Origin of the sequence: Proteus sp. CD3 (assembly GCF_008808075.1) — a bacterium.
Taxonomy (GTDB): Bacteria; Pseudomonadota; Gammaproteobacteria; order Enterobacterales; family Enterobacteriaceae; genus Proteus; species Proteus appendicitidis.
Genome location: NZ_CP019686.1, coordinates 3,914,661 through 3,939,927, shown reverse-complemented (window position 1 = coordinate 3,939,927; position 25,267 = coordinate 3,914,661). Strand labels below are relative to the sequence as shown.

Genomic DNA, 25,267 nt, shown 5'->3' with positions numbered 1-25,267 from the left:
ACTTATTCCAATCGAGTATAACCACCAGCCACAATAGCGACTTTTTCAATAAGCTCAAGTTCTAATAAAAGAGGAGCTAATTCAGAAGTTGATAATCCACTATCCTGAGCAATGATATCAATAGGTACTGCTTTATTAAAACGTAGAAAAGGCAATATCACATCCATTGCGTGTTGTTGTTCAAGTGTAAATTGTTCTGGTGTAAGTTGCTCTGTTTTCGCCTCTCGTTTTTCATTATTGGTAAACGTTGCATATTCTTCTGTTGTTATTTTTTGTTGATACTCACTATCACTAGTAAGCCACTGCAAAGAGCTATTTAAATATTCCAGAATATCTTCAGGTGACGATGCTAAATTTGCACCTTGTTTAATAAGCTGATGATTACCTTCAAAATGGTCATCGCCTAATAATCCAGGTAACACAAACAGCTCTTTACCTTGTTGCAAAGCATAATTTGCTGTTATTAAAGAACCGCTTTTAATTCCTGCTTCGACAATAAGTAGTGCAGCACTTAGCCCACTAATAATCCGGTTACGTTGAGGAAAATGGCGCGCTAAAGGGGGCGTCATAGGTAAATGTTCAGAAATAATAAGACCGGATTCTTTTATTTGTGTTGCAAGAGTGCGATGGAATGACGGATAAATCTGTGCTAAGCCACTTCCTAGTACAGCAATAGTAATACCATTATTCTTTAATGCACTTCGATGCCCTATACCATCAATACCTTGAGCTAACCCACTTGTAATGGTGAGTTCTTTCTTTACTAATTCCTGTGCAAAATAAGTTGCCCATTTGGAACCATAAGGTGTAGCAACTCGACTACCAATTAATGCAATTTGTGTGCTTTTTAAATACTGCTTATTTCCTGCAACAAAAAGCAAAAGTGGCGGTGATGAAATTTGTTTTAATAAAGATGGATAATCTGAATCTATAATTGTTAATAATGATGATTCGTTTTTATCTAACCACTTTAATGTATCGTTGACAGCATTTGCGTGAAGTCTTAAGAATTGATAACTTTGTTGTTCTGATAGACCACAACCTATTAATAGTCTTTGATTTAACTGAGTCAAAGATTGTAGATACCTTGCAATTTGAATCGCTTTATTAATAGGTAGTCTTGAAACAGCATTAAGCCTTATCCATATTTCTCTAGCATCCATGCATTATCCTAATATTGTTTTTAGCAAACAGGGTGAATGCTAAACACACCAAATACTGTCAATCTAGACAATAAATGTCTAGAATAGACGTTAAATCCTATTCACATTTTAGAAACAGTCCGAATAAATTATGGCAGTGTTACACGTATTACATTATCCAGACGAGCGCCTTCGCACGATTGCAAAGCCAGTCGAAAAAGTTGATGCCGAAATTCAAAAAATTGTCGATGATATGTTTGAAACGATGTATTTGGAAGAAGGTATCGGTTTAGCCGCGACACAGGTGAATATCCACCAGCGCATTATCGTCATTGATATCTCTGAAACAAGAGATCAAAGACTGGTATTAATAAATCCAGAACTTCTTGATGCCGACGGTGATACAGGCATAGAAGAAGGCTGTTTATCTATCCCAGAACAACGCGCTTTTATTCCTCGTGCAGAGCATGTAAAAATAAAAGCCCTTGATTACAATGGTCAACCTTTTGAGTTAGAAGCTAATGATTTATTAGCTATCTGCATTCAACATGAAATGGATCATTTAGTTGGCAAGCTATTTGTAGATTATTTATCTCCATTAAAACGCCAACGTATCCGTCAAAAAGTTGAAAAACTCGATAAGCTAGATAAAAAAAGAGCTAAAACAGGACAGTAACAGTTAAATTGAAACAGGAAGAAAACGTGTCTGATTCATTACGTATTATTTTTGCGGGAACACCCGATTTTGCAGCTCGACATTTAGCTGCATTATTATCAACTCAACATCGTGTGGTGGGAGTACTTACTCCTCCAGATAAACCCGCAGGAAGAGGTAAGAAACTGACTATTAGCCCTGTTAAGGAACTGGCGTTAACTCATGATATTCCTGTTTATCAACCAGCCTCTTTAAAACCAGAAGAGAACCATGAGTGGATAGCAGCACAACAAGCAGATATTATGATTGTTGTCGCTTATGGCATGATTTTACCTAAAGCCGTTCTTGAAATACCGCGTTTAGGTTGCCTTAATGTGCATGGATCTCTCCTTCCTAAATGGCGTGGTGCTGCACCAATTCAACGCTCTTTGTGGGCGGGAGATAAAGAAACAGGCATCACAATTATGCAAATGGATGTTGGTTTAGATACCGGCGATATGCTGTATAAAGCATCATGCCCAATTACGAATGAAGATACCAGCGCATCACTTTATGAAAAACTTGCAGAACTGGGGCCTAAAGCGCTAACAACTACGTTAGATCTTATTACCTCAGGTAAAATAAAAGCTGAAAAACAAGATGATAATTTAGCGAATTACGCACAAAAATTATCTAAAGAAGAAGCAAAAATTGATTGGTCATTATCAGCAGAACAGATTGAACGTTGTATAAGAGCATTCAATCCATGGCCAATGAGCTTTTTCATGTTAGACGAGCAACCTGTAAAAGTATGGAAAGCACAAGCTATAGCGGATAATACAGACAAACCTGCAGGAACCTTATTAAAAGCAGATAAAACAGGTATTTATATTGCGACAGGTAACGGCATTCTAAATATCACTGAATTGCAACCATCGGGTAAGAAACCTATGGCTTCTGCTGATTTCTTAAACTCCAAGCGAGATTGGTTTACTCCTGGAAAAATCATTCAATAATAATTATAAGCCCTGATACCTAACATTATTATCAGGGCTTTCCTTTTTTCACGCCAATGTAATACATCTCTGGCGCTCAATATTAAACGTTAACTCATCATGAAAACGTCATACAACTTACGTAGCATTGCAGCCAAAGCAATTAACCAAGTATTAGACCAAGGCTTATCTCTAAGCACTGTCATACCAGAACTTCAGAAAAATATTTCAGACAAAGATAAACCCTTGTTACAAGAAATCTGCTTTGGCGTATTACGTACATTGCCACAATTAGAATGGATTATTCAGCAGCTTATGGATAAACCATTAAAAGGCAAACAACGTATTTTGCACTACCTTATTATGGTTGGTTTATATCAGCTGCTTTATACACGTATTCCTGCCCATGCAGCTTTAGCAGAGACAGTAAATGGCGCTGTTGCACTAAAAAAACCACAGTTAAAAGGATTGATTAACGGTGTGTTACGTCAATTTCAACGCCAACAAAATATCCTGAACGAACGCTTTCAAAATAGCGAAAATCGTTTTCTCCATCCATCATGGCTACTTGCTCGTATTAAACAGGCTTATCCTGAGCAGTGGATGAGTATTGTTGAAGGCAATAACCAAAAACCACCAATGTGGTTACGTGTAAATCAACGTCATCATTCTCGAGAAGAATATTTAACATTACTTGAAAATGAAAATATTCCCGCCATTGCTGATGATAGCCACCCTTTCGCGATCCGTTTAGAAAATCCATGCAACGTGAATCTTCTTCCTGGATTTGCTGACGGTTGGGTAACCGTTCAAGATCGTTCTGCTCAACGTTGTGCTGAATTATTAGCACCAGAAAATAAAGAACAGATCCTTGATTTATGTGCAGCACCTGGTGGTAAAACAACACATATTTTAGAGATAGCTCCGCAAGCTCAAGTATTAGCTATCGACCTAGATGAGCAACGTCTAAAGCGTGTACAAGAGAACCTTACACGTTTAAAACTTAATGCAGTCGTCAAAAGTGGTGATGGTCGTTATCCTGAACAATGGTGTTCAGGCATGCAGTTTGACCGAGTTCTTCTTGATGCACCATGCTCAGCAACAGGAGTTATCCGTCGTCACCCAGATATAAAATGGCTTCGTCGTAATGACGACATTGAGCAATTGGCTCAAATTCAAAAAGAGATCCTTCATGCTATTTGGCCATACCTAAAATCTGGTGGCACGTTGGTATATGCAACCTGCTCTATTTTACCTGAAGAAAATAAACAGCAAGTTGAAGCATTTTTAGCATCAACAAAAGATGCACAGTGTGATTATCAGTACCAATGCTTACCAGAAGAAAAAGGTGGCGATGGTTTCTTTTATGCATTGATCAAGAAAATATGATCTTGTGATAAAAGATGATATCAGATCTAAAAAACGCTACTATTTCAACGCAAGATCACCCAGATCTTGCGTTTCTTTTCTATTTGTTAATCGAATACTCTGAGAAATTACAATGAAAATTATTATCTTAGGCGCTGGTCAAGTAGGTGGTACTCTCGCTGAAAATCTTGTCGGGGAGAATAATGATATTACTGTCGTTGACACGAATGCAGATCGCTTACGCCAACTTCAAGATAAATTCGATTTACGAGTAGTCAATGGACATGGATCTCACCCAAGGATCTTAAGAGAAGCCGGTGCAGAAGATGCAGATATGCTGGTTGCCGTCACCAACTCTGACGAAACCAATATGATAGCGTGCCAAGTTGCTTACACTCTGTTTAATACGCCCAATAAAGTTGCTCGGATCCGTGCCTCTGAATTTGTTCGTGAAGCAGATAAACTCTTTCTCCCAGAAGCTATTCCCATTGATTATTTAATTTCACCAGAGCATTTGGTTATTGATTATATTTATAAATTGATCCAATACCCAGGTGCCTTACAAGTTGTTAATTTTGCCGATGGTCAAGTCAGTATTGTTGCGGTAAAAGCGTATTATGGCGGTTCTCTCGTTGGGAATGCGTTATCAACATTACGTGATCATATGCCACATATTGATACGCGTGTTGCTGCAATTTTTCGCCAAGATAGACCTATCAGACCTCAAGGTTCCACAATTATTGAAGCTGGAGATGAAGTTTTCTTTGTCGTTGCATCTCAGCATATTCGTGCGGTAATGAGCGAATTACAACGATTAGAAAAACCTTATAAACGCATTATGATTGTTGGTGGTGGTAATGTCGGTGCTGGTTTAGCGGCTAGATTAGAAAAAGATTATAGCGTCAAACTTATTGAACATAATCAGCAACGAGCCACAGAACTGGCAGAGTTACTCCATGACACCATCGTTTTTTATGGTGATGCATCAGATCAAGAGCTTCTTGCTGAAGAACATATTGAACAAATTGATGTCTTTATCGCACTGACTAATGATGATGAAGCCAATATTATGTCAGCGATGCTGGCAAAAAGAATGGGTGCTAAAAAAGCAATGGTACTTATTCAGCGTAGCGCTTATGTTGATTTAGTCCAAGGTGGGGTTATTGATATTGCAATATCGCCACAACAAGCAACTATTTCTGCACTTTTAGGTCATGTTCGTAAAGCTGATATTGTTAGCGTTTCATCATTACGACGAGGTGTTGCAGAAGCGATCGAAGCCGTTGCACATGGTGATGAAAATACATCAAAAGTTGTTGGTCGCCGTATACAAGATATAAAACTACCACCAGGAACCATCATCGGTGCAATTGTTAGAGAGCAAGATGTTATTATTGCGAACGCAAGTCACTCTATAGAACAGGGTGATCATGTCATTATGTTTATCACTGATAAAAAATATGTTCCTGAAGTTGAAAAACTTTTCCAGCCAAGTCCATTTTTCTTATAAAGATTACGTAGAAATAAGAATAATAGTGATTGTTACTTATAGTGGTCTATTATTATCATGTTAGATACTATATTTTTACATAATAAATCTATATTGAGATAAATAAGGGGTGGTTATGTCTTTTTTTAAAGAGTTTCGTGAATTTGCCATGAAAGGCAACGTTGTTGATATGGCAGTCGGTGTCATCATCGGTGCAGCTTTCGGTAAGATTGTTTCATCTTTAGTTGCTGATATTATCATGCCTCCATTAGGATTATTAATCGGTGGTATTGATTTTAAACAGTTTAGCCTTGTATTAAGAGATGCAAGTGGAGATGTGCCTGCTGTTGTACTAAATTATGGTATGTTCATTCAAACTGTTTTTGACTTTGCCATTGTTGCATTTGCTATATTCTGCGCAATCAAATTAATCAATAAGACACGTCGTCAAGCAGAAGAAGCACCTAAAGCCCCCCCGGCTCCTTCCGCAGAAGAAACTCTATTAACAGAAATTCGTGATTTATTAAAAAATCAGCAAAAATAAAAACTAAAAGGCCAGTGATAACAATTGAAAACATCTTTTGTTATCACTGGCCTCCCAGTTACCCTTCTTGTCATGTTTTGCTTTTCTCATATAACTTCCTTTTCCTTTCTTATTCTTTTCCACGCGTTGTCTAAATAGTGGATCATGAACAAGTGCCGCTAAAGCATTATCTTTAATAACACCTTTCTGGTGCTGATATTTACTAGACATAAAAACCTCTTAAATTGTTAAAGAACATAAAACGTAATACGGTACAGATATTATTGCTTTGTGGCTCCAGATTCAAGTATTTCAAGAATAGAACAATAAGTACTTTCATGAGCGCTACCACAACATGCATTACTTAACATCTTCAATGAATCTCGCATTTTTTCCATTTCTTTCAAGCGAATTTCAACTTCAGCAAGTCTTGCATCAACAATATGTTTTGATTCAACACAAGTGTGATGAGCAGGGTCAACACGAATAGAAAGTAGCTCTGTAATCGCATCTAATGTAAATCCCAACTCTTTTGCATAACGAATAAAACGCAAACGTTGAAGATCTTGCTCTGTATATAGGCGATAACCACCTTCTGTTCGCCTGTCATGATCCATCAATCCTTGTTTTTCATAAAAACGGATTGTATCTGTTGTCACATTCGCTAATTTTGCAACCTGTCCAATACGATACATGGAGCACTTCCTCACTATAGATTATGAATAAGCATAGCAAATAATCGAAAAAATAGAATTGAAATATAGTGCGAAGCTTATTTGGCAAAAAAGAGTAGTATGTTGAAATAATAAAAAATAGATATGATGCAACACAAGGGTAGGTAAAAAAGCATAGAATAACAAATAGAAAGGTTTGAGTATGGCTTGATAAGTTATTTTATAAAACAGTTTCAGTAGCTATCATTTTCAATAGATGTAAAAAAACCGGATTAAAAATCCGGTTTTTTTATTCGCTTCACTAAATAATAATTAAATTATTCAGCTGCTGCTTCTGTTTCAGAATCAGCACGGTCAACAAGCTCAATGTAAGCCATTGGAGCGTTGTCACCAGCACGGAAGCCACACTTCAGAATACGAGTGTAACCACCTGCACGGCTCGCAAAACGCGGACCTAATACTGTAAACAGTTTTGCCACGACTTCGTTATCACGAGTACGGGCGAATGCCAGACGACGATTAGCTACGCTGTCGGTCTTGGCAAGAGTAATCAGCGGCTCAACGACGCGACGCAGTTCTTTCGCTTTAGGCAAAGTTGTCTTGATTATCTCATGACGAACTAAAGAACCTGCCATGTTACGAAACATAGCCTGACGATGGCTGCTGTTGCGGTTCAATTGACGACCACTCTTACGATGGCGCATGACCTTATCCTTCTCAGTAAAACCTTAACCTGTGATCTTATTCATCAGCGATACTTGCAGGTGGCCAATTCTCAAGGCGCATGCCCAGAGATAAACCACGCGACGCCAGTACGTCTTTAATCTCAGTAAGAGATTTCTTACCAAGGTTAGGCGTCTTAAGTAATTCAACTTCAGTACGCTGTACCAGATCACCGATGTAGTGGATTGCTTCTGCCTTCAGACAGTTAGCAGAGCGGACAGTCAATTCAAGATCGTCTACTGGGCGCAGTAAGATAGGATCGAATTCTGGCTTCTCTTCTTTAACTTCTGGTTGACGAACATCACGTAAGTCAACAAAAGCTTCAAGCTGTTCAGCCAGGATAGTCGCTGCACGGCGAATCGATTCTTCTGGATCGATAGTACCGTTAGTTTCCATCTCGATAACCAGCTTATCCAAGTCGGTACGCTGTTCAACACGAGCTGCTTCCACATTATAAGCAATACGCTCAACTGGGCTATAGCACGCGTCTACTAAAAGGCGACCGATAGGGCGCTCATCTTCTTCCGAATGAATTCGGGCAGAAGCCGGCACATAACCACGACCACGCTGAACTTTGATACGCATATTAATAGATGCGTTCTCGTCTGTAAGGTGGCAGATAACGTGCTGCGGCTTGACGATTTCGACATCACCGTCATGGATGATATCGGCTGCAATAACAGGGCCAATGCCAGATTTGCTCAAAGTAAGAATAACTTCATCTTTACCATGAACTTTTACCGCCAACCCTTTAAGGTTGAGCAGTATTTCTAGGATATCTTCCTGAACACCTTCTTTGGTGCTGTACTCATGCAGTACACCATCAATCTCAACCTCTGTTACCGCACAACCCGGCATAGACGAAAGCAGAATACGGCGCAGTGCGTTACCAAGAGTATGGCCGAAGCCTCGCTCTAATGGTTCAAGGGTCACCTTGGCGTGCGTCGAACTGACTTGCTCGATATCAACCAGGCGCGGTTTTAGAAACTCTGTCACAGAACCCTGCATTGTGTCCTCTCTTTGGTGCTAAGCCTTACTTGGAGTAAAGCTCGACGATCAGGTGCTCGTTAATGTCAGCAGACAAGTCAGTACGTTCAGGAATACGTTTGAACACACCTTCCATCTTAGCAGCATCAACTTCCAGCCATGTTGGCTTTTCACGCTGTTCAGCCAGCTCTAAAGCAGCCTTGATACGAGACTGTTTTTTCGATTTTTCACGAACGCTGACTACGTCATTCGGGGAAACCTGATAAGAAGCAATGTTAACCACGCGACCATTTACCATGATTGCTTTATGGCTAACCATCTGACGTGCTTCTGCGCGAGTTGCGCCAAAGCCCATACGATAAACAACGTTATCCAGACGACCTTCCAGCAGAGTCAGCAGGTTTTCACCTGTGTTGCCTTTCAGACGAGTTGCTTCTTTGTAGTAGTTACGGAATTGACGTTCTAGAACACCGTAAATACGACGTACTTTTTGTTTTTCACGTAACTGAACACCGTAATCAGAAAGACGCGGTTTACGTGCGCCGTGCTGACCTGGTGCTTGTTCCAGTTTACACTTGGTGTCAATCGCCCGAACGCCAGATTTTAGAAATAAATCTGTACCTTCACGGCGGCTCAGCTTGAGCTTAGGACCCAAATATCTTGCCATTTTCTTTCTCCAACTTTCCTAAAAACGAAAACGTTATTAAACGCGACGTTTTTTCGGTGGACGACAACCGTTATGAGGAATCGGAGTCACATCAGTAATATTAGTGATGCGGAAACCAGCCGCGTTTAATGCACGGATAGTTGACTCACGACCAGGACCAGGTCCTTTAACCATAACTTCCAAGTTCTTAATTCCGTACTCTTTAACAGCTTCAGCGCAACGTTCTGCTGCAACCTGAGCCGCGAACGGAGTAGATTTACGAGAACCACGGAAACCGGAACCACCGGCAGTAGCCCAACCCAATGCGTTACCTTGACGATCGGTAATAGTAACGATTGTGTTGTTGAAAGAAGCATGGATATGAGCCACACCGTCAGAGACTTGTTTTCTTACACGCTTACGTGCACGAATAGGTGCTTTTGCCATTGTTCAAATACCCCGATTATTTCTTGATCGGCTTACGCGGACCCTTACGGGTACGTGCGTTAGTCTTAGTACGCTGACCGCGAACTGGTAGACCACGACGATGACGTAAACCACGGTAAGTACCAAGATCCATCAGACGTTTGATGCTCAGGGTAACTTCACGACGCAGATCACCTTCTACAACGTATTTGGCAACTTCGTCACGCAGCTTGTCGATTTGCTCTTCAGACAGCTCACTGATCTTAACATTTTCAGCAATACCAGCAGCTACACAGATAGCCTGTGAGCGGGTCTTACCGATACCGTAAATCGAAGTTAATGCGATTACAGTATGTTTATGATCAGGAATGTTAATGCCTGCTATACGGGCCACTATGCACTCCTAAATTAGCAGTTATACAGTACCATTCTGAAAAGCCCGTTTTCAGGATACTCAAACAATACTGTATATATTATAAAAGATTGGGCTGGCTAATTTAGCCAGCTCAACCGAACTTTGCAAGAAAAAAATGCAATAAATTAGCCTTGACGCTGTTTATGCTTAGGCTCGACGCTGCAAATTACACGCACGTGACCGTGACGTCTAACAATTTTGCAGTTACGGCACATTTTCTTGACGGAAGCACGAACTTTCATTTTTACTCTCCGTAACTTCTAAAACAAATCGCTTATCAGTAATTAACCTTTAAGATTTGCTTTTTTCAATGCAGACTCATACTGACTTGACATCAGGAGAGTTTGCACTTGAGCCATAAAATCCATGATGACCACAACCACGATTAAGAGGGAAGTACCACCAAAATAGAAAGGTACTTTCATTGCGTCACGCATGAACTCCGGGATGAGACAGATAAAGGTAATATACAAGGCACCAATTAAGGTTAAACGTGTCATTACTTTATCTATATATTTAGCCGTCTGCTCTCCCGGGCGAATTCCTGGTACAAATGCACCGGACTTCTTCAGGTTATCTGCCGTTTCTCTTGGGTTGAAAACCAACGCCGTATAGAAGAAACAGAAGAATATGATTGCAGCAGCGTATAGTAACACATAAATAGGTTGACCAGGCTGTAGATTTAAAGAAATCGTCGTCAGCCAACCCCACCCTGTACCATCGCCAAACCAAGAGGTTATTGTACCAGGAAACAGGATAATACTTGAAGCAAAAATTGCTGGTATAACACCCGCCATATTTACTTTAAGTGGTAGATGTGTACTTTGTGCCGCGTATATTCTACGCCCTTGTTGACGTTTTGCATAGTTAACAACGATACGACGTTGTCCTCTTTCTACAAAAACAACAAAGAAAGTAACCGCGAACACTAATACTGCAACCAACAATAACAGGAGGAAGTGCAGTTCGCCTTGCCGCGCCTGCTCGATGGTTTGACCAATGGCAGGCGGAAGACCTGCAACGATACCTGCAAAGATAATGATTGAGATACCGTTACCAATACCACGTTCAGTGATTTGCTCACCTAACCACATTAGGAACATTGTCCCAGTGACTAAGCTCACAACAGCCGTAATATAGAATGGTAGACCTGGATTAATTACCAGACCTTGCATTCCTGGCATATTCGGTAAGCCTGTTGCGATACCAATTGATTGGAATATCGCCAGCACCAAAGTACCATAACGGGTATATTGGCTGATCTTACGACGACCGGCCTCCCCTTCCTTCTTAATCTCTGCTAACCGAGGGTTAACCACTGATAAGAGTTGGATAATAATCGATGCCGAAATATAAGGCATGATACCCAGCGCAAAGATAGAAGCACGGCTAAGAGCACCACCAGAGAACATGTTAAACATTTCAATGATGGTGCCTTTTTGCTGATCGAGCAATTTGGCAAGCACAGTGGCATCAATACCAGGGATAGGAATAAAAGAGCCAATCCTAAAGACAATAAGTGCACCAAGAACAAACAAAAGTCTGCGTTTTAGTTCACCAACACCACCTTTAGCACTCTGAAAATCTAAACCTGGTTGTTTAGCCATCTGTCACTTATTCCTCAATTTTACCGCCAGCTGATTCGATTGCTGCACGGGCACCTTTGGTAACACGCAGACCACGAATAGTCACTGCACGGTTAACCTCGCCAGACAGAATTAATTTTGCAAATTCAATCTGTGGGCCAACAACGTTTGCGGCTTTCAGTGCATTCAGATCGATTACATCGCCTTCAACGTAAGCTAAATCAGACAGACGGATTTCCGCAGTCACGAATGATTTACGTGAAGTAAAACCAAATTTTGGTAAACGACGATATAAAGGCATCTGGCCACCTTCAAAACCACGACGTACGCCACCGCCAGAACGAGATTTCTGACCTTTGTGACCACGGCCGCCAGTTTTACCTAAGCCAGAACCGATACCACGACCTACACGTTTAGGCGCATGCTTGGCACCTTCAGCCGGAGACAGAGTATTTAAACGCATCTCTTACTCCTCAACTTTAACCATATAGGAAACCAAGTTGATCATACCGCGAACTGCTGGTGTATCTTCGCGTTCTACAGTGTGACCGATGCGACGCAGGCCTAAACCAGTCATAGTTGCCTTATGTTTAGGCAGACGGCCGATTAAGCTGCGTGTTTGAGTAATTTTAATAGTCTTAGCCATGGTCATTACCCCAGAATTTCTTCAACGGATTTACCACGCTTAGCTGCGACCATATCTGGAGACTTCATGCTATCTAAAGCGTCCAGTGTTGCACGAACCACGTTAATCGGGTTAGTGGAACCATAGGTTTTAGCCAGTACGTTACGAACGCCAGCCACTTCTAGAACTGCACGCATTGCACCACCTGCGATGATACCGGTACCTTCATGAGCAGGCTGCATAAATACGCGAGAGCCTGTGTGAGTACCTTTAACAGGGTGGAACAGAGTACCGTTGTTTAAAGCGACGGTTTTCATATTGCGACGGGCTTTTTCCATCGCTTTCTGGATTGCTGCCGGAACTTCGCGAGCTTTGCCATATCCAAAACCAACGCGGCCATTACCATCACCAACTACTGTAAGAGCGGTGAAGCTAAAGATACGACCACCTTTAACGGTTTTAGATACGCGGTTTACCGCGATCAGCTTTTCCTGCAGTTCGCCAGCTTGTTTCTCGATGTGAGCCATCTTACACTCCTACCTTAGAACTGAAGGCCAGCTTCACGGGCAGCATCTGCCAGTGCCTGGACTCGACCATGATATTGGAAACCGGAACGGTCAAATGATACTACTTTGATACCTTTTTCCAGAGCGCGTTCAGCAACAATTTTACCAATTACCGCTGCTGCTTCTTTGTTTCCAGTGTTTTTCAGTTGCTCAATGATAGCTTTTTCTGTAGTAGAAGCGGCCACCAAAGTTTCAGAACCGTTTGGTGCAATAACCTGCGCATAAATATGGCGAGGGGTACGGTGTACCACCAGGCGAGTCGCACCCAATTCCTGGAGCTTACGGCGTGCGCGGGTCGCACGACGGATACGAGCTGCTTTCTTATCCATAGTGTTACCTTACTTCTTCTTAGCCTCTTTGATACGCACAACTTCGTCGGCGTAACGAATACCTTTACCTTTATAAGGTTCAGGGCGACGGTAAGCACGCAGTTCAGCTGCTACTTGACCAATCACTTGCTTATCCGCACCTTTCAGCACGATTTCAGTTTGTGTTGGGCATTCAGCAGTGATGCCTGCTGGCAGTTGGTGTTCCACTGGATGTGAAAAACCTACTGATAAGTTAACCGCATTGCCTTTAATAGACGCACGATAACCTACACCTACCAGTTGCAGTTTCTTAGTGAAGCCTTCGGTAACACCTACAACCATTGCATTTAACAGAGAACGAGTAGTACCCGCTTGTGCCCATGCATCAGCAAAACCATCGCGAGGTGCGAAAGTTAAGTGGTTGTCAGCATGTTGAATTTCAACTGCATTATGGATAGTACGAGTTAGCTCGCCGTTTTTACCCTTAATCGTAATTACCTGACCGTTGAGTTTAACCTCTACGCCGGCAGGAATGACGACGGGTGCTTTTGCCACACGAGACATTCTTTCCTCCCGAATTAAGCTACGTAGCAGATAATCTCGCCACCAAGACCTGCTTGGCGAGCTGCACGATCAGTCATAACACCTTTTGAGGTAGAAACAACAGCGATGCCCAGTCCTGCCATAACATTTGGCAGCTCATCTTTTCTTTTATAGATGCGCAGACTTGGACGGCTTACGCGCTGAATGCTTTCTACTACAGCCTTACCTTGGAAATATTTTAAAGTGATTTCCAGTTCTGGCTTAGTGTCGCCTTCAATTTTAAAATCTTCAATATAACCTTCTTCCTTAAGCACGTTGGCAATCGCCACTTTCAGCTTGGAGGAAGGCATTGTGACCGCAACTTTGTTCGCGGCCTGACCGTTACGGATACGGGTCAGCATATCCGCGATGGGATCTTGCATGCTCATCTGTCTTTACTCCCGTGATTCAATTATGGTAATTACCAGCTAGCCTTTCTAAGGCCCGGGATTTCACCGCGCATAGCGGCTTCACGGACTTTAATACGGCTGAGGCCAAATTTCCGCAGGAAACCGTGCGGACGTCCAGTTTGACGGCAGCGGTTACGCTGACGTGAAGGACTTGAATCACGTGGCATAGTTTGCAGTTTCAGAACAGCATTCCAACGATCTTCGTCAGACACGTTCACATCTGAAACGATAGCTTTCAGTTCTGCGCGTTTTGCGAAGAATTTCTCAGCTAAATTCGCACGTTTTACATCACGTGCTTTCATAGATTTCTTAGCCATGAATGCCCTGCCTTACTTGCGGAACGGGAAGTTAAACGCTGCTAACAGTGCGCGACCTTCATCATCTGATTTCGCAGTCGTAGTAATGGTAATATCCAAACCACGAACACGATCCACTTTATCGTAATCGATTTCAGGGAAGATGATTTGCTCACGTACGCCCATGCTGTAGTTACCACGTCCATCAAATGATTTAGCGGACAAACCACGGAAGTCACGGATACGTGGTACAGCAATAGAGATCAGGCGTTCAAAGAACTCCCACATGCGTTCGCCACGCAGGGTCACTTTACAGCCGATCGGATAGCCCTGGCGGATTTTGAAGCCTGCAACAGATTTGCGTGCTTTGGTGATCAAAGGTTTTTGACCTGAGATTGCTGCTAAATCAGCTGCTGCATTGTCCAGCAGTTTTTTATCAACAATCGCTTCACCAACACCCATATTCAGGGTGATCTTCTCGACCCGAGGGACTTGCATGACAGAATGGTAACCAAACTGAGACATCAGTTTTTGGACTACCTCGTCTTTGTAGTAATCATGCAGTTTCGCCATCGTATACTCCAAATTACTTGATAGTTTCTTTATTAGACTTGAAGAAACGAACTTTTTTGCCGTCTTCGAATCTAAAACCTACACGGTCAGCCTTGCCGGTTGCCGCATTGAAGATTGCAACGTTAGAAACTTGGATAGAAGCTTCTTTTTCAACGATGCCACCTGGTTGGTTCAGAGCCGGAACTGGCTTCTGATGTTTTTTAACCAGATTGATACCTTCAACGATAACTTTACCAGAAGAAAGAACCTGTTTTACTTTACCGCGCTTACCTTTATCTTTACCAGTTAGCACGATAACTTCGTCTTCACGACGGATTTTCGCTGCCATTGCCTGCTCCTTAGAGTACTTCAGGTGCCAGAGAGATTATTTTCATAAACTTCTCGTTACGAAGTTCACGAGTAACCGGCCCAAAAATACGCGTACCAATAACTTGCTCGCTGTTGTTGTTTAACAATACACAAGCGTTGCTATCGAAGCGAATGACAGAACCGTCAGGGCGACGAACACCCTTCTTGGTGCGCACCACTACCGCTTTCAGTACATCACCTTTCTTAACTTTACCACGTGGAATTGCTTCCTTGATGGTAATTTTGATGATGTCACCTACATCTGCGTAGCGACGGTGCGAGCCACCTAGAACCTTGATACACATTACGCGACGTGCACCGGAGTTGTCGGCCACGTTCAGCATAGTCTGTTCTTGGATCATTTTAGTGCTCCGCTAAATGTCAACTACTACTGAGCCACTTCCACATTAGAAGAGGCCGTTCAATATCCCATAATACGAGGGAGCGGCATTATAACACCACATTCTCGATATGGACAGAAAAAATAAACGGCTCGTTCAGTTTTGAGCCGTTTATTTCGTACGAAAAGGCTATTTTATTACAGAACAGCTTTTTCTACAACGCGAACTAACGCCCAAGACTTAGTCTTAGATAGTGGACGTGTTTGACGAATTTCTACTACGTCACCAATTCCACATTCGTTGTTCTCGTCATGTACATGCAGTTTGGTCGTACGACGGATAAACTTACCATATAATGGGTGTTTAACCATACGATCGATAGCAACGACAATAGATTTCTCCATTTTGTCACTAACTACACGACCTTGCAGAGTACGGATTTTATCGGTCATTACGCACCCGCCTTCTCAGTCAGTAAAGTCTTAACGCGTGCGATATTACGACGCACTTGTTTCAACAGATGAGACTGTTGTAACTGACCACTTGCTGCCTGCATACGCAGGTTAAACTGCTCGCGCAGTAAGTTCAGCAGTTCTGTGTTCAGCTCTTCAACGCTCTTTTCGCGCAGCTCTTTTGCTTTCATTACATCACCGTCTTAGTTACAAAGGTGGTTTTGATAGGCAGTTTTGCTGCCGCCAGCTTGAATGCTTCACGGGCCAGTTCTTCAGGCACACCATCCATTTCATACAGGACTTTACCTGGCTGGATTAAGGCAACCCAATACTCAACGTTACCTTTACCTTTACCCATACGGACTTCGAGCGGCTTTTCAGTGATTGGTTTGTCTGGGAACACACGGATCCAGATTTTACCCTGACGCTTAACTGCACGGGTCATTGCACGACGTGCCGCTTCGATCTGACGTGCAGTCAGACGACCACGGCCCACAGCTTTAAGACCGTAAGTCCCGAAGCTTACATCCGCACCAGCAGCTAAGCCACGGTTGCGGCCTTTGTGCACTTTACGGAATTTTGTACGCTTTGGTTGTAACATCAGCGACTCTCCTTACTTGCGGCCTTTACGCTGCTGCTTTTTAGGTTGAGCAGCCGGTTTTTCCGCCTGTTCAACTGCAGCCATACCACCCAGGATCTCACCTTTGAAGATCCATACCTTAACGCCGAGCACACCATAAGTGGTTTGTGCTTCTGAGGTATTGTAGTCGATATCTGCACGCAGAGTGTGCAGAGGTACACGACCTTCACGATACCATTCAGTACGAGCGATTTCAGCGCCGCCTAAACGACCACTTACTTCCACTTTAATACCTTTAGCGCCTAAACGCATAGCGTTCTGTACCGCACGCTTCATAGCACGACGGAACATAACACGACGTTCCAGCTGTGAAGTGATGCTGTCAGCAACTAATTTTGCGTCCAGTTCAGGTTTACGTACTTCGGCGATATTAATTTGCGCAGGAACGCCAGCGATATCCGCTACGTTTTTGCGCAGTTTTTCAACATCTTCACCTTTTTTACCGATAACGATGCCTGGGCGAGCAGTGTGAATAGTCACACGGATGCTTTTCGCAGGACGCTCGATAACGATACGAGATACAGATGCTTTAGCCAGTTCTTTAGTTAAGTACTGACGTACTTTAAAGTCGCTGTCTAGGTTGTCAGCGAATTCATTGGTACCCGCATACCATGTGGAATTCCAAGGCTTGACAATGCCAAGGCGGATACCATTAGGATGTACTTTTTGACCCATTGCTAGTCTCCAGAGTCTCAGCGATCAGACACAACCACAGTGATGTGGCTGGTGCGCTTCAGAATACGATCTGCACGGCCTTTTGCACGAGGCATAATGCGCTTCATAGAAGGACCTTCGTCAACAAAGATCTTAGCTACTTTCAGATCATCAATGTCAGCGCCATCGTTGTGTTCTGCATTAGCAATAGCAGACTCCAGTACTTTCTTCACTAAACCAGCAGCTTTCTTGTTGGTAAAGGTTAAAATTTCCAGAGCTTGCGACACTTTCTTACCGCGAATCAGGTCAGCTACCAAGCGAACCTTCTGAGCAGAAGAACGAGCGTGGCGATGCATAGCGATAGTTTCCATCTCTTCCTCCTACCTTATTTTTTCTTAGCCTTTTTATCGGCTGCATGACCGCGATAAGTACGGGTCGGCGCGAATTCACCCAGTTTGTGACCAACCATTTCGTCGGAAACGTAAACTGGAACATGCTGACGACCATTATGGACAGCGATGGTCAAACCGATCATGTTAGGAAAGATCGTTGAACGACGGGACCAAGTCTTAACAGGCTTTTTGTCACCGCTTTCCACCGCTTTCTCTACCTTCTTCAGCAAGTGCAGGTCAATGAAAGGACCTTTCTTGAGAGAACGTGGCATGGCTTATCCTCTAATTATTTCTTAGTACGACGATGAACGATGAAATGTTCAGTGCGTTTGTTTTTACGAGTCTTCTTACCTTTGGTTTGAACGCCCCAAGGTGTTACTGGGTGTTTACCAAAGTTACGACCTTCACCACCACCATGTGGGTGATCGACTGGGTTCATCGCAGTACCGCGGACGGTAGGACGAATACCACGCCAGCGACTTGCACCAGCTTTACCCAGAACGCGTAACATGTGCTCAGAGTTGCCAACTTCACCGATAGTTGCACGGCAATCAGAAGGAACTTTACGCATTTCACCAGAACGCAGACGAATAGTGACATAAGCACCATCACGAGCAACGATCTGAACGTAAGTACCAGCTGAACGAGCTAACTGACCACCTTTACCTGGTTTCATTTCTACGTTATGAACTGTAGAACCAACCGGGATATTACGCATTGGTAAGGTGTTACCCGCTTTGATAGCAGCATCAACGCCAGACTGAACTTTATCACCCGCTTTCAGGCCTTTTGGAGCCAGAATGTAGCGACGTTCACCATCAGCATACAGCACTAAAGCGATGTTAGCTGAACGGTTTGGATCATATTCCAGACGTTCTACTGTCGCAGGGATACCATCTTTGTTGCGTTTAAAGTCAACAATACGGTAAGCCTGTTTGTGACCACCACCGATATGACGGGTAGTGATACGACCATTGTTGTTACGACCACCGGACTTGCTGTTTTTTTCCAGCAATGGCGCATAAGGTTTCCCTTTATGCAGCTCAGGGTTTACCACTTTAACTACGTGGCGACGGCCCGGAGACGTAGGTTTACATTTAACAATTGCCATTGTTCTTTACTCCTCCGACTTACTCAGCGCCGCCGACGAAGTCCAGATTCTGGCCTTCCTTCAGGGTGACGTAAGCTTTTTTCCAGTCGCTACGACGACCAATACGCTGACCGTGACGTTTCACTTTGCCTTTCATCAGCAGAGTGTTAACACTTTCAACTTCGACTTCAAACAGTTTTTGTACAGCTGCTTTAATCTCTGCTTTGGTCGCGTCTTTAGCAACTTTGAGAACGATGGTGTTTGATTTTTCCATCGCGATAGAAGCTTTTTCAGATACATGCGGCGCGCGCAGTACTTTCAGCAGACGTTCTTCACGGATCATGCCAGCATCTCCTCAACTTGCTTCACAGCGTCAGCAGTCATGACGACTTTGTCGAAGGCGATTAAGCTAACAGGGTCGATTGTTGCTGCATCACGTACGTCAACTTTATATAAGTTACGTGCTGCTAAATACAGATTCTCATCTACATCAGCAGTGATGATCAGAACATCTTCCAGTGCCATATCTTTCAGTTTCTGCGCTAAAAGTTTAGTTTTAGGAGCTTCAACAGAGAACTTCTCTACGACGATCAGACGATCTTGACGTACCAGTTCAGACAGAATGCTCTTCAGAGCACCACGGTACATCTTTTTGTTTACTTTTTGACTGTGGTCCTGTGGTTTAGCTGCGAAGCTAACACCACCAGAGCGCCAAATTGGGCTCTTGATTGAACCTGAACGTGCACGACCTGTACCTTTCTGTCTCCAAGGCTTTTTGCCTGAACCAGAAACTTCAGCACGGGTTTTCTGAGCACGAGTACCTTGACGAGCACCAGCAGCGTATGCAACGACTACTTGATGCACAAGCGCTTCGTTAAAGTCACGCCCGAAGGTAGTTTCGGAAACAGTCAGCGCGCCTTGCGCGTCTTTCATTACCAATTCCATTCCTATCTCCTCGACGTTACGCCTTGACAGCTGGTTTAACGATCAGGTCACTGCCAGTTGCACCTGGAACAGCACCTTTGACCAGCAGCAGGTTGCGCTCAGCGTCAACACGTACTACTTCCAGGCTCTGAACGGTAACTTGTTCGTTACCCAGTTGACCTGCCATTTTCTTGCCTTTGAACACCTTACCCGGAGTCTGGTTCTGACCGATAGAACCCGGAACACGGTGAGACAAGGAGTTACCGTGGGTAGCATCTTGAGTACGGAAGTTCCAGCGCTTTACAGTACCGGCAAAACCTTTACCTTTAGATGTTCCAGTAACGTCGACTTTTTTAACGTCAGCGAAAATTTCTACGCTAATGCTTTGACCTACAGTGTATTCTTCGCCTTCATTCAGACGGAATTCACGTAGTAAGCGGCCAGCTTCAACACCAGCTTTAGCAAAATGACCTGCTTCAGGTTTCAGTACACGGTTAGCTTTTTTGCTACCAGTAGTCACCTGAATGGCACGATAACCGTCTTTCTCCAGATCTCTGACCTGAGTAACACGGTTGTTTTCAATTTCGATAACGGTTACAGGGATTGAAACGCCATCTTCAGTGAAGATACGAGTCATTCCTACTTTTTTACCGACTAAACCAATCATTGTTTCAACCTCTCAATCGCTTGATGACCTGATTAACCTAGGCTGATCTGCACGTCTACGCCGGCAGCCAGATCCAGACGCATCAGAGCATCAACGGTTTTCTCGGTTGGCTCAACGATGTCAACCAGACGTTTGTGAGTGCGAATTTCATACTGATCACGCGCATCTTTATTAACGTGCGGAGAAATCAACACTGTGAAACGCTCTTTGCGAGTCGGCAGTGGGATTGGACCACGAACTTGCGCACCAGTGCGCTTAGCAGTCTCTACGATTTCCGCAGTTGATTGATCAATCAGACGATGATCAAAAGCTTTCAGGCGGATACGGATTCTTTGGTTCTGCATGAGACCAGAGCTCCAACTATTTTTTATAAACGTAAATGATTACTACTCGTACCCATTTCGATTGATGAGAGAGTGTAATCGTTCTGCATATAACTCCCCAATTGGGAGTATTATATTAATGCAATATAAAATCTGCATTAGCTGATAAATCAGCCTCACTAAATCAGTGAGCCTGCGCATTATACTTGCCTGAGTGATGAAATCAAGCCAAGAATAAAAAATCAGCGATAAAAATTCATTTTATCTTTTTGAAAATAAAAAAAGCAAAGGCAACCGTCATCACCTTTGCTTTAAAAGCCGTCTAACAACTCACTAAAGAAGATAAATTATTCTTCAATAATTTGTGCTTGTAGATAGTTTTGAAGTCCCATTCGTTCGATAAGTTCAAGCTGGGTTTCAATCCAATCAATATGCCCTTCTTCATCGGTTAGAATTTCTAGCATCAAATCACGGCTGACATAGTCATGAATTGAATCTGCATAAGCAATAGCTTCACGTAAATCTTTGGCACCGCCTAATTCCAGTTCCAGATCAGAACGTAGCATCTCTTCAACATCTTCTCCGATGTGTAGTTTGCCTAAATCTTGTAAGTTTGGAATACCTTCAAGGAACAAAATACGCTCGATATATTTATCAGCGTGTTTCATCTCATCGATGGATTCATGGTATTCCATTTCATTGAGGCGCGTAAGTCCCCAATTTTTGAACATTCGGGCATGCAGGAAATACTGATTAATTGCAACAAGTTCACCACCTAATAATTTATTAAGGTGGGCTATCATTTTTTTATCACCTTTCATTTTTATGCTCCTTTGCTTCCAGTCTTTTCAGTGTAGACCTTTTATACAAAGAGGAGAGAAAGGAAATTTAAAATTTGTTATGCAACTTCAGAAATTTGAGGGTAAAGAGCAGATTGCTCATTTTCGATCAGTTGACGAGTTTGACGTACACATTTACCACAACAACTTCCAACGGGTAAGATCTTGCGTAATTCATTAATAGTGTGAATTTGATGGTTACGGACAGTCGAGATAATTTTTTTATCACTCACACCGTGGCAAAGACATACGTACATAATAACAACCTCATTAACTTCTCACGAACAAGATAGTAAATGATAATTATTATGATTTCAATTTCTATTTATTTAACTTAAGTATACTTATTTATATCGCAAAAGATAAAAATGATAAAGCAAGGAAAACATTAGTATTTCATTGTAATTTAAAATAGCTAACCTTCAGATACAAAAAACAGATACAAAAAAGGGCATCTAACGATGCCCTCTTCATGCATAAATCTATCAGGAATTAACCTAATACTTTAGCAACAACGCCCGCACCTACTGTACGGCCACCTTCACGGATAGCAAAACGTAAACCGTCGTCCATCGCGATTGGGTGAATCAGTTCAACGATCATGTTGATGTTGTCACCTGGCATTACCATTTCTACGCCTTCTGGTAATTCGATAGTACCAGTTACGTCAGTTGTACGGAAGTAGAACTGTGGACGGTAGCCTTTGAAGAATGGAGTGTGACGACCACCTTCATCTTTGCTCAGAATATATACTTCTGATTCGAATTTAGTGTGTGGTTTGATTGAACCTGGTTTTGCCAGTACTTGTCCACGTTCGATTTCTTCACGTTTAGTACCACGCAGAAGAACACCAACGTTCTCACCTGCACGACCTTCGTCAAGTAATTTACGGAACATTTCAACGCCAGTACAAGTTGTTTTAACTGTTGGTTTGATACCAACGATTTCAACTTCTTCACCAACTTTAACAACACCACGCTCAACACGGCCTGTTACTACTGTACCACGACCTGAGATTGAGAATACGTCTTCGATTGGTAACAGGAATGGTTTGTCAATTGCACGCTCTGGTTCTGGGATATAAGAATCCAGTGCTTCTGCTAATTCAACAATTTTTGCTTCCCACTCTGCTTCGCCTTCCAGTGCTTTCAGCGCTGAACCACGGATAACTGGAGTGTCATCACCTGGGAAATCGTATTGAGACAGAAGTTCACGAACTTCCATTTCTACTAATTCTAACAGCTCTTCATCATCAACCATGTCACATTTGTTCAGGAATACGATGATGTAAGGAACACCAACCTGACGACCTAACAGGATGTGCTCACGAGTTTGTGGCATAGGACCATCAGTTGCAGCAACAACCAGAATAGCACCGTCCATTTGCGCAGCACCAGTGATCATGTTTTTAACATAGTCGGCGTGACCTGGGCAGTCTACGTGTGCGTAGTGACGAGTTGGTGTGTCATATTCTACGTGTGAAGTAGAGATGGTGATACCACGTGCTTTTTCTTCTGGTGCGTTATCGATTTGATCGAATGCACGAGCAGAACCACCGTAAGTTTTAGCTAAAACTGTAGTGATTGCAGCAGTCAGAGTTGTTTTACCGTGGTCAACGTGGCCGATAGTACCAACGTTAACGTGCGGTTTTGAACGTTCAAATTTTTCTTTAGACATTTAAATTGTCCCTCTAAGACACGGAATCGGTGGTTACACCACATCAACCAAGCAGTAAGTAAATTAGCGATTTGCTAGTGCTTGTTAAGATTTTAATCAGGGAGGCAAGAACATGAAGGAGTGGTGCTGATAGGCAGATTCGAACTGCCGACCTCACCCTTACCAAGGGTGCGCTCTACCAACTGAGCTATATCAGCACATCTGGAGCGGGCAGCGGGAATCGAACCCGCATCATCAGCTTGGAAGGCTGAGGTAATAGCCATTATACGATGCCCGCAGAACTCGGCTACCTGACTTAAAATCAGCTTTGTATTCTACTTAAGTGTTTACTAATTTAAAACACTTAAGTTAGGAATTAATGGTGGTGGGAGAAGGATTCGAACCTTCGAAGTCTGTGACGGCAGATTTACAGTCTGCTCCCTTTGGCCGCTTGGGTATCCCACCAAACCTAATTTTTAATGGTGCCGGCACCAAGAGTCGAACTCGGGACCTACTGATTACAAGTCAGTTGCTCTACCAACTGAGCTATGCCGGCTAAGTGGTGCGCATTCTAGGAGGACTTTCATCATGATGCAACAAAAAAATTGCGATATTTGTTCTTTTGCTTAGATTTTGTTCATTTTTGATTGAATTGTTGATTTTTTAGGAAAAAAACGACCAAAATGCCAACAAAAATTCATGATAGATTAGCAAGCTAATTTATCTATCCAGCCTTAAATTTATTAACCATCAATAAATTTTTAGAAAAAAGATTGATTACGCCCTTATTAGTCTACGCTAAAAAAATATTTTTATGACTATTTTTTGTACTTTTTTTACAGATTTATTCAGTTCGTGTCAAAAAAAGTAGAAAAAATTTAAAAAATATCTACGCCTAAGAGTCATCACTCGTTATGATGCTGTTTATTTTTTATCGGATACGGGTGTTTTAAACAGCCTGTCCAACCTGCGAATATTAGGCAGATGTTGGCTTATGAATAACAAAGAACGCTTTATAACCCCTTATTTAGAATTTGACAGAAAGCACTGGGCAACGTTAAGAGATTCCGTTCCTTTAACGCTAACCGAAAAAGAGATTGCTGATTTAAAAGGAATTAACGAAGAAATTTCTATTGATGATGTCATTGAGATTTATCTTCCTCTTTCAAGATTGCTCAATTTTTACATAAGTTCTAACTTACGTCGTCAAGCCGTCTTAGAGCAGTTTCTTGGAACAAGAAGCGCCAAAATCCCCTACATTATTGGTATAGCGGGTAGTGTTGCTGTTGGAAAAAGTACCACAGCTCGTTTGCTACAAGCACTTTTAACCCGTTGGCCAGAACATCGTAAAGTTGATTTAATTACTACTGACGGTTTTCTTTTACCTAATGCAGAGTTAAAGAAACGCGGAATAATGAAAAAAAAAGGATTTCCTGAATCCTATGATATGCATAGCCTTGTCTCTTTCGTTTCTGATATAAAATCAGGCAAGAAACAAGTCACAGCCCCTGTCTATTCTCATTTAGTGTATGACATCATTCCAGATAAAAGACAGGTTATTGAACAACCTGATATTTTAATCCTTGAAGGATTGAATGTATTACAAAGTAATCAGGATTATCCTCATGATCCACATAATGTTTTCGTATCAGATTATGTCGATTTTTCTATTTATGTTGATGCTGAAGAAGAATTACTAAAACACTGGTATATCAGTCGCTTTTTAAAATTTAGAGAAGGTGCGTTTACTGATCCTGAATCGTATTTTAATAATTACTCTAAACTAAGCAAAGAAGCGTCTATTGAAATAGCCTCTTCAATTTGGCAAGAAATTAATGGTTTGAATTTGAAACAAAACATTCTGCCTACGAAAGAAAGAGCGAGTCTTATACTAACCAAAGGGCAAAATCATACGATCACTAATGTTAGATTACGTAAATAAATCTAAACAATTCTTACCGTTTTATCTATAT

Annotated in this window: 40 protein-coding genes and 4 tRNA genes; 6 read left to right on the top strand and 38 right to left on the bottom strand. The window is 42.3% G+C overall.

The window, feature by feature from the left end; translation table 11 throughout:
• Positions 1-2: 2 nt before the first annotated feature.
• Positions 3-1,163: a DNA-processing protein DprA gene (gene dprA / locus BTA34_RS17665; RefSeq protein WP_151436632.1), complete on the bottom strand. Its 1,161-nt coding sequence runs from the start codon at positions 1,161-1,163 to the stop codon at positions 3-5.
• 130 nt (positions 1,164-1,293) lie between these two features.
• On the opposite strand from dprA, the gene def reads away from it, so the two are divergent.
• The 5 genes from def to mscL all read left to right on the top strand — a co-directional run bounded on the left by def (position 1,294) and on the right by mscL (position 6,172).
• Complete coding sequence (gene def, locus BTA34_RS17660; protein WP_151436631.1) at positions 1,294-1,818, top strand: peptide deformylase; 525 nt, start codon at positions 1,294-1,296, stop codon at positions 1,816-1,818.
• A 26-nt stretch (positions 1,819-1,844) separates the two neighbouring features.
• Positions 1,845-2,792, top strand: a complete 948-nt coding sequence (gene fmt, locus BTA34_RS17655) for a methionyl-tRNA formyltransferase (protein WP_151436630.1) — start codon at positions 1,845-1,847, stop codon at positions 2,790-2,792.
• Positions 2,793-2,891: 99 nt separating this feature from the next.
• A complete protein-coding gene (rsmB, locus tag BTA34_RS17650; protein ID WP_151436629.1) occupies positions 2,892-4,160 on the top strand; it encodes a 16S rRNA (cytosine(967)-C(5))-methyltransferase RsmB in 1,269 nt (422 codons plus the stop codon).
• Positions 4,161-4,272: 112 nt separating this feature from the next.
• Positions 4,273-5,649 carry a Trk system potassium transporter TrkA gene (trkA, locus tag BTA34_RS17645; protein WP_109396567.1) on the top strand — a complete coding sequence of 459 codons (1,377 nt, stop codon included), beginning with the start codon at positions 4,273-4,275 and terminating at the stop codon, positions 5,647-5,649.
• A gap of 115 nt (positions 5,650-5,764) precedes the next feature.
• Positions 5,765-6,172, top strand: coding sequence for a large-conductance mechanosensitive channel protein MscL (mscL, locus tag BTA34_RS17640; RefSeq protein WP_023583476.1), 408 nt, complete (start codon positions 5,765-5,767; stop codon positions 6,170-6,172).
• 3 nt (positions 6,173-6,175) lie between these two features.
• On the opposite strand, the gene BTA34_RS17635 is transcribed toward mscL, so the two are convergent.
• The 37 genes from BTA34_RS17635 to BTA34_RS17455 form a co-directional block, all read right to left on the bottom strand.
• Positions 6,176-6,382: an alternative ribosome-rescue factor A gene (locus BTA34_RS17635; protein ID WP_151436628.1), complete on the bottom strand. Its 207-nt coding sequence runs from the start codon at positions 6,380-6,382 to the stop codon at positions 6,176-6,178.
• A gap of 50 nt (positions 6,383-6,432) precedes the next feature.
• Entirely contained in the window at positions 6,433-6,846 is a 414-nt protein-coding gene (zntR, locus tag BTA34_RS17630) for a Zn(2+)-responsive transcriptional regulator (RefSeq protein WP_151436627.1), read from the bottom strand.
• A 296-nt stretch (positions 6,847-7,142) separates the two neighbouring features.
• Positions 7,143-7,529: a 50S ribosomal protein L17 gene (rplQ, locus tag BTA34_RS17625; protein ID WP_004246940.1), complete on the bottom strand. Its 387-nt coding sequence runs from the start codon at positions 7,527-7,529 to the stop codon at positions 7,143-7,145.
• Positions 7,530-7,566: 37 nt separating this feature from the next.
• Complete coding sequence (locus BTA34_RS17620; RefSeq protein ID WP_006535513.1) at positions 7,567-8,556, bottom strand: DNA-directed RNA polymerase subunit alpha; 990 nt, start codon at positions 8,554-8,556, stop codon at positions 7,567-7,569.
• 25 nt (positions 8,557-8,581) lie between these two features.
• Positions 8,582-9,202, bottom strand: coding sequence for a 30S ribosomal protein S4 (rpsD, locus tag BTA34_RS17615; RefSeq protein ID WP_004246942.1), 621 nt, complete (start codon positions 9,200-9,202; stop codon positions 8,582-8,584).
• A 36-nt stretch (positions 9,203-9,238) separates the two neighbouring features.
• Positions 9,239-9,628 (bottom strand): 30S ribosomal protein S11, encoded by a 390-nt coding sequence (gene rpsK / locus BTA34_RS17610; RefSeq protein ID WP_002919257.1) that lies wholly within the window; start codon positions 9,626-9,628, stop codon positions 9,239-9,241.
• A gap of 16 nt (positions 9,629-9,644) precedes the next feature.
• Positions 9,645-10,001 (bottom strand): 30S ribosomal protein S13, encoded by a 357-nt coding sequence (gene rpsM / locus BTA34_RS17605; protein WP_036914623.1) that lies wholly within the window; start codon positions 9,999-10,001, stop codon positions 9,645-9,647.
• 146 nt (positions 10,002-10,147) lie between these two features.
• On the bottom strand, positions 10,148-10,264 hold the full coding sequence (rpmJ, locus tag BTA34_RS17600) for a 50S ribosomal protein L36 (RefSeq protein ID WP_071788572.1): 117 nt from the start codon (positions 10,262-10,264) through the stop codon (positions 10,148-10,150).
• 42 nt (positions 10,265-10,306) lie between these two features.
• A complete protein-coding gene (gene secY / locus BTA34_RS17595) occupies positions 10,307-11,629 on the bottom strand; it encodes a preprotein translocase subunit SecY (RefSeq protein WP_006535510.1) in 1,323 nt (440 codons plus the stop codon).
• A 7-nt stretch (positions 11,630-11,636) separates the two neighbouring features.
• Entirely contained in the window at positions 11,637-12,071 is a 435-nt protein-coding gene (rplO, locus tag BTA34_RS17590) for a 50S ribosomal protein L15 (RefSeq protein WP_004246944.1), read from the bottom strand.
• Between the two features lie 3 nt (positions 12,072-12,074).
• On the bottom strand, positions 12,075-12,254 hold the full coding sequence (gene rpmD, locus BTA34_RS17585) for a 50S ribosomal protein L30 (RefSeq protein WP_036914634.1): 180 nt from the start codon (positions 12,252-12,254) through the stop codon (positions 12,075-12,077).
• Between the two features lie 5 nt (positions 12,255-12,259).
• Positions 12,260-12,760, bottom strand: coding sequence for a 30S ribosomal protein S5 (rpsE, locus tag BTA34_RS17580; RefSeq protein ID WP_023583472.1), 501 nt, complete (start codon positions 12,758-12,760; stop codon positions 12,260-12,262).
• 14 nt (positions 12,761-12,774) lie between these two features.
• A complete protein-coding gene (gene rplR, locus BTA34_RS17575; protein ID WP_075674040.1) occupies positions 12,775-13,128 on the bottom strand; it encodes a 50S ribosomal protein L18 in 354 nt (117 codons plus the stop codon).
• A gap of 9 nt (positions 13,129-13,137) precedes the next feature.
• Complete coding sequence (gene rplF, locus BTA34_RS17570) at positions 13,138-13,671, bottom strand: 50S ribosomal protein L6 (protein ID WP_023583470.1); 534 nt, start codon at positions 13,669-13,671, stop codon at positions 13,138-13,140.
• A 14-nt stretch (positions 13,672-13,685) separates the two neighbouring features.
• Positions 13,686-14,078 carry a 30S ribosomal protein S8 gene (gene rpsH, locus BTA34_RS17565; protein WP_100158931.1) on the bottom strand — a complete coding sequence of 131 codons (393 nt, stop codon included), beginning with the start codon at positions 14,076-14,078 and terminating at the stop codon, positions 13,686-13,688.
• Between the two features lie 32 nt (positions 14,079-14,110).
• Positions 14,111-14,416 carry a 30S ribosomal protein S14 gene (gene rpsN, locus BTA34_RS17560; protein ID WP_006535503.1) on the bottom strand — a complete coding sequence of 102 codons (306 nt, stop codon included), beginning with the start codon at positions 14,414-14,416 and terminating at the stop codon, positions 14,111-14,113.
• A gap of 12 nt (positions 14,417-14,428) precedes the next feature.
• Positions 14,429-14,968, bottom strand: a complete 540-nt coding sequence (rplE, locus tag BTA34_RS17555) for a 50S ribosomal protein L5 (RefSeq protein WP_036933223.1) — start codon at positions 14,966-14,968, stop codon at positions 14,429-14,431.
• Positions 14,969-14,981: 13 nt separating this feature from the next.
• Entirely contained in the window at positions 14,982-15,296 is a 315-nt protein-coding gene (rplX, locus tag BTA34_RS17550; RefSeq protein WP_006535502.1) for a 50S ribosomal protein L24, read from the bottom strand.
• A gap of 10 nt (positions 15,297-15,306) precedes the next feature.
• Positions 15,307-15,678 carry a 50S ribosomal protein L14 gene (gene rplN, locus BTA34_RS17545; RefSeq protein ID WP_004246955.1) on the bottom strand — a complete coding sequence of 124 codons (372 nt, stop codon included), beginning with the start codon at positions 15,676-15,678 and terminating at the stop codon, positions 15,307-15,309.
• Between the two features lie 176 nt (positions 15,679-15,854).
• Positions 15,855-16,109, bottom strand: coding sequence for a 30S ribosomal protein S17 (rpsQ, locus tag BTA34_RS17540; protein WP_023583468.1), 255 nt, complete (start codon positions 16,107-16,109; stop codon positions 15,855-15,857).
• Positions 16,109-16,300, bottom strand: coding sequence for a 50S ribosomal protein L29 (gene rpmC / locus BTA34_RS17535; RefSeq protein ID WP_004238624.1), 192 nt, complete (start codon positions 16,298-16,300; stop codon positions 16,109-16,111). Before rpmC ends, rpsQ begins: the two co-directional genes overlap by 1 nt.
• Positions 16,300-16,710, bottom strand: a complete 411-nt coding sequence (gene rplP, locus BTA34_RS17530; protein ID WP_006535500.1) for a 50S ribosomal protein L16 — start codon at positions 16,708-16,710, stop codon at positions 16,300-16,302. Before rplP ends, rpmC begins: the two co-directional genes overlap by 1 nt.
• Positions 16,711-16,722: 12 nt before the next feature.
• On the bottom strand, positions 16,723-17,424 hold the full coding sequence (gene rpsC / locus BTA34_RS17525) for a 30S ribosomal protein S3 (RefSeq protein WP_023583467.1): 702 nt from the start codon (positions 17,422-17,424) through the stop codon (positions 16,723-16,725).
• A 17-nt stretch (positions 17,425-17,441) separates the two neighbouring features.
• Entirely contained in the window at positions 17,442-17,774 is a 333-nt protein-coding gene (gene rplV, locus BTA34_RS17520) for a 50S ribosomal protein L22 (protein ID WP_006535498.1), read from the bottom strand.
• A 14-nt stretch (positions 17,775-17,788) separates the two neighbouring features.
• On the bottom strand, positions 17,789-18,067 hold the full coding sequence (rpsS, locus tag BTA34_RS17515; protein WP_004246960.1) for a 30S ribosomal protein S19: 279 nt from the start codon (positions 18,065-18,067) through the stop codon (positions 17,789-17,791).
• Positions 18,068-18,081: 14 nt separating this feature from the next.
• On the bottom strand, positions 18,082-18,906 hold the full coding sequence (gene rplB / locus BTA34_RS17510) for a 50S ribosomal protein L2 (RefSeq protein ID WP_006535497.1): 825 nt from the start codon (positions 18,904-18,906) through the stop codon (positions 18,082-18,084).
• A 19-nt stretch (positions 18,907-18,925) separates the two neighbouring features.
• On the bottom strand, positions 18,926-19,228 hold the full coding sequence (rplW, locus tag BTA34_RS17505) for a 50S ribosomal protein L23 (RefSeq protein WP_004246962.1): 303 nt from the start codon (positions 19,226-19,228) through the stop codon (positions 18,926-18,928).
• Positions 19,225-19,830: a 50S ribosomal protein L4 gene (gene rplD, locus BTA34_RS17500; protein WP_023583466.1), complete on the bottom strand. Its 606-nt coding sequence runs from the start codon at positions 19,828-19,830 to the stop codon at positions 19,225-19,227. The genes rplW and rplD overlap by 4 nt, the downstream gene beginning before the upstream one ends.
• Before the next feature lie 16 nt (positions 19,831-19,846).
• Complete coding sequence (gene rplC / locus BTA34_RS17495; protein WP_023583465.1) at positions 19,847-20,476, bottom strand: 50S ribosomal protein L3; 630 nt, start codon at positions 20,474-20,476, stop codon at positions 19,847-19,849.
• A gap of 32 nt (positions 20,477-20,508) precedes the next feature.
• A complete protein-coding gene (rpsJ, locus tag BTA34_RS17490; protein ID WP_001181005.1) occupies positions 20,509-20,820 on the bottom strand; it encodes a 30S ribosomal protein S10 in 312 nt (103 codons plus the stop codon).
• Positions 20,821-21,146: 326 nt separating this feature from the next.
• Entirely contained in the window at positions 21,147-21,620 is a 474-nt protein-coding gene (gene bfr, locus BTA34_RS17485) for a bacterioferritin (protein ID WP_151436626.1), read from the bottom strand.
• Between the two features lie 77 nt (positions 21,621-21,697).
• Complete coding sequence (gene bfd, locus BTA34_RS17480; RefSeq protein ID WP_151436625.1) at positions 21,698-21,895, bottom strand: bacterioferritin-associated ferredoxin; 198 nt, start codon at positions 21,893-21,895, stop codon at positions 21,698-21,700.
• Between the two features lie 235 nt (positions 21,896-22,130).
• Complete coding sequence (gene tuf, locus BTA34_RS17475) at positions 22,131-23,315, bottom strand: elongation factor Tu (RefSeq protein ID WP_151436284.1); 1,185 nt, start codon at positions 23,313-23,315, stop codon at positions 22,131-22,133.
• A gap of 121 nt (positions 23,316-23,436) precedes the next feature.
• Positions 23,437-23,512, bottom strand: a tRNA-Thr gene (locus BTA34_RS17470).
• A 5-nt stretch (positions 23,513-23,517) separates the two neighbouring features.
• Positions 23,518-23,592, bottom strand: a tRNA-Gly gene (locus BTA34_RS17465).
• A gap of 82 nt (positions 23,593-23,674) precedes the next feature.
• Positions 23,675-23,759, bottom strand: a tRNA-Tyr gene (locus tag BTA34_RS17460).
• Positions 23,760-23,774: 15 nt separating this feature from the next.
• Positions 23,775-23,850: transfer RNA gene (locus tag BTA34_RS17455), tRNA-Thr, on the bottom strand.
• Between the two features lie 438 nt (positions 23,851-24,288).
• On the opposite strand from BTA34_RS17455, the gene coaA reads away from it, so the two are divergent.
• The gene (gene coaA, locus BTA34_RS17450) at positions 24,289-25,236 is read left to right on the top strand and encodes a type I pantothenate kinase (RefSeq protein ID WP_151436624.1); all 948 of its coding nucleotides are present in this window, start codon (positions 24,289-24,291) and stop codon (positions 25,234-25,236) included.
• The last annotated feature ends 31 nt before the right edge of the window (positions 25,237-25,267 follow it).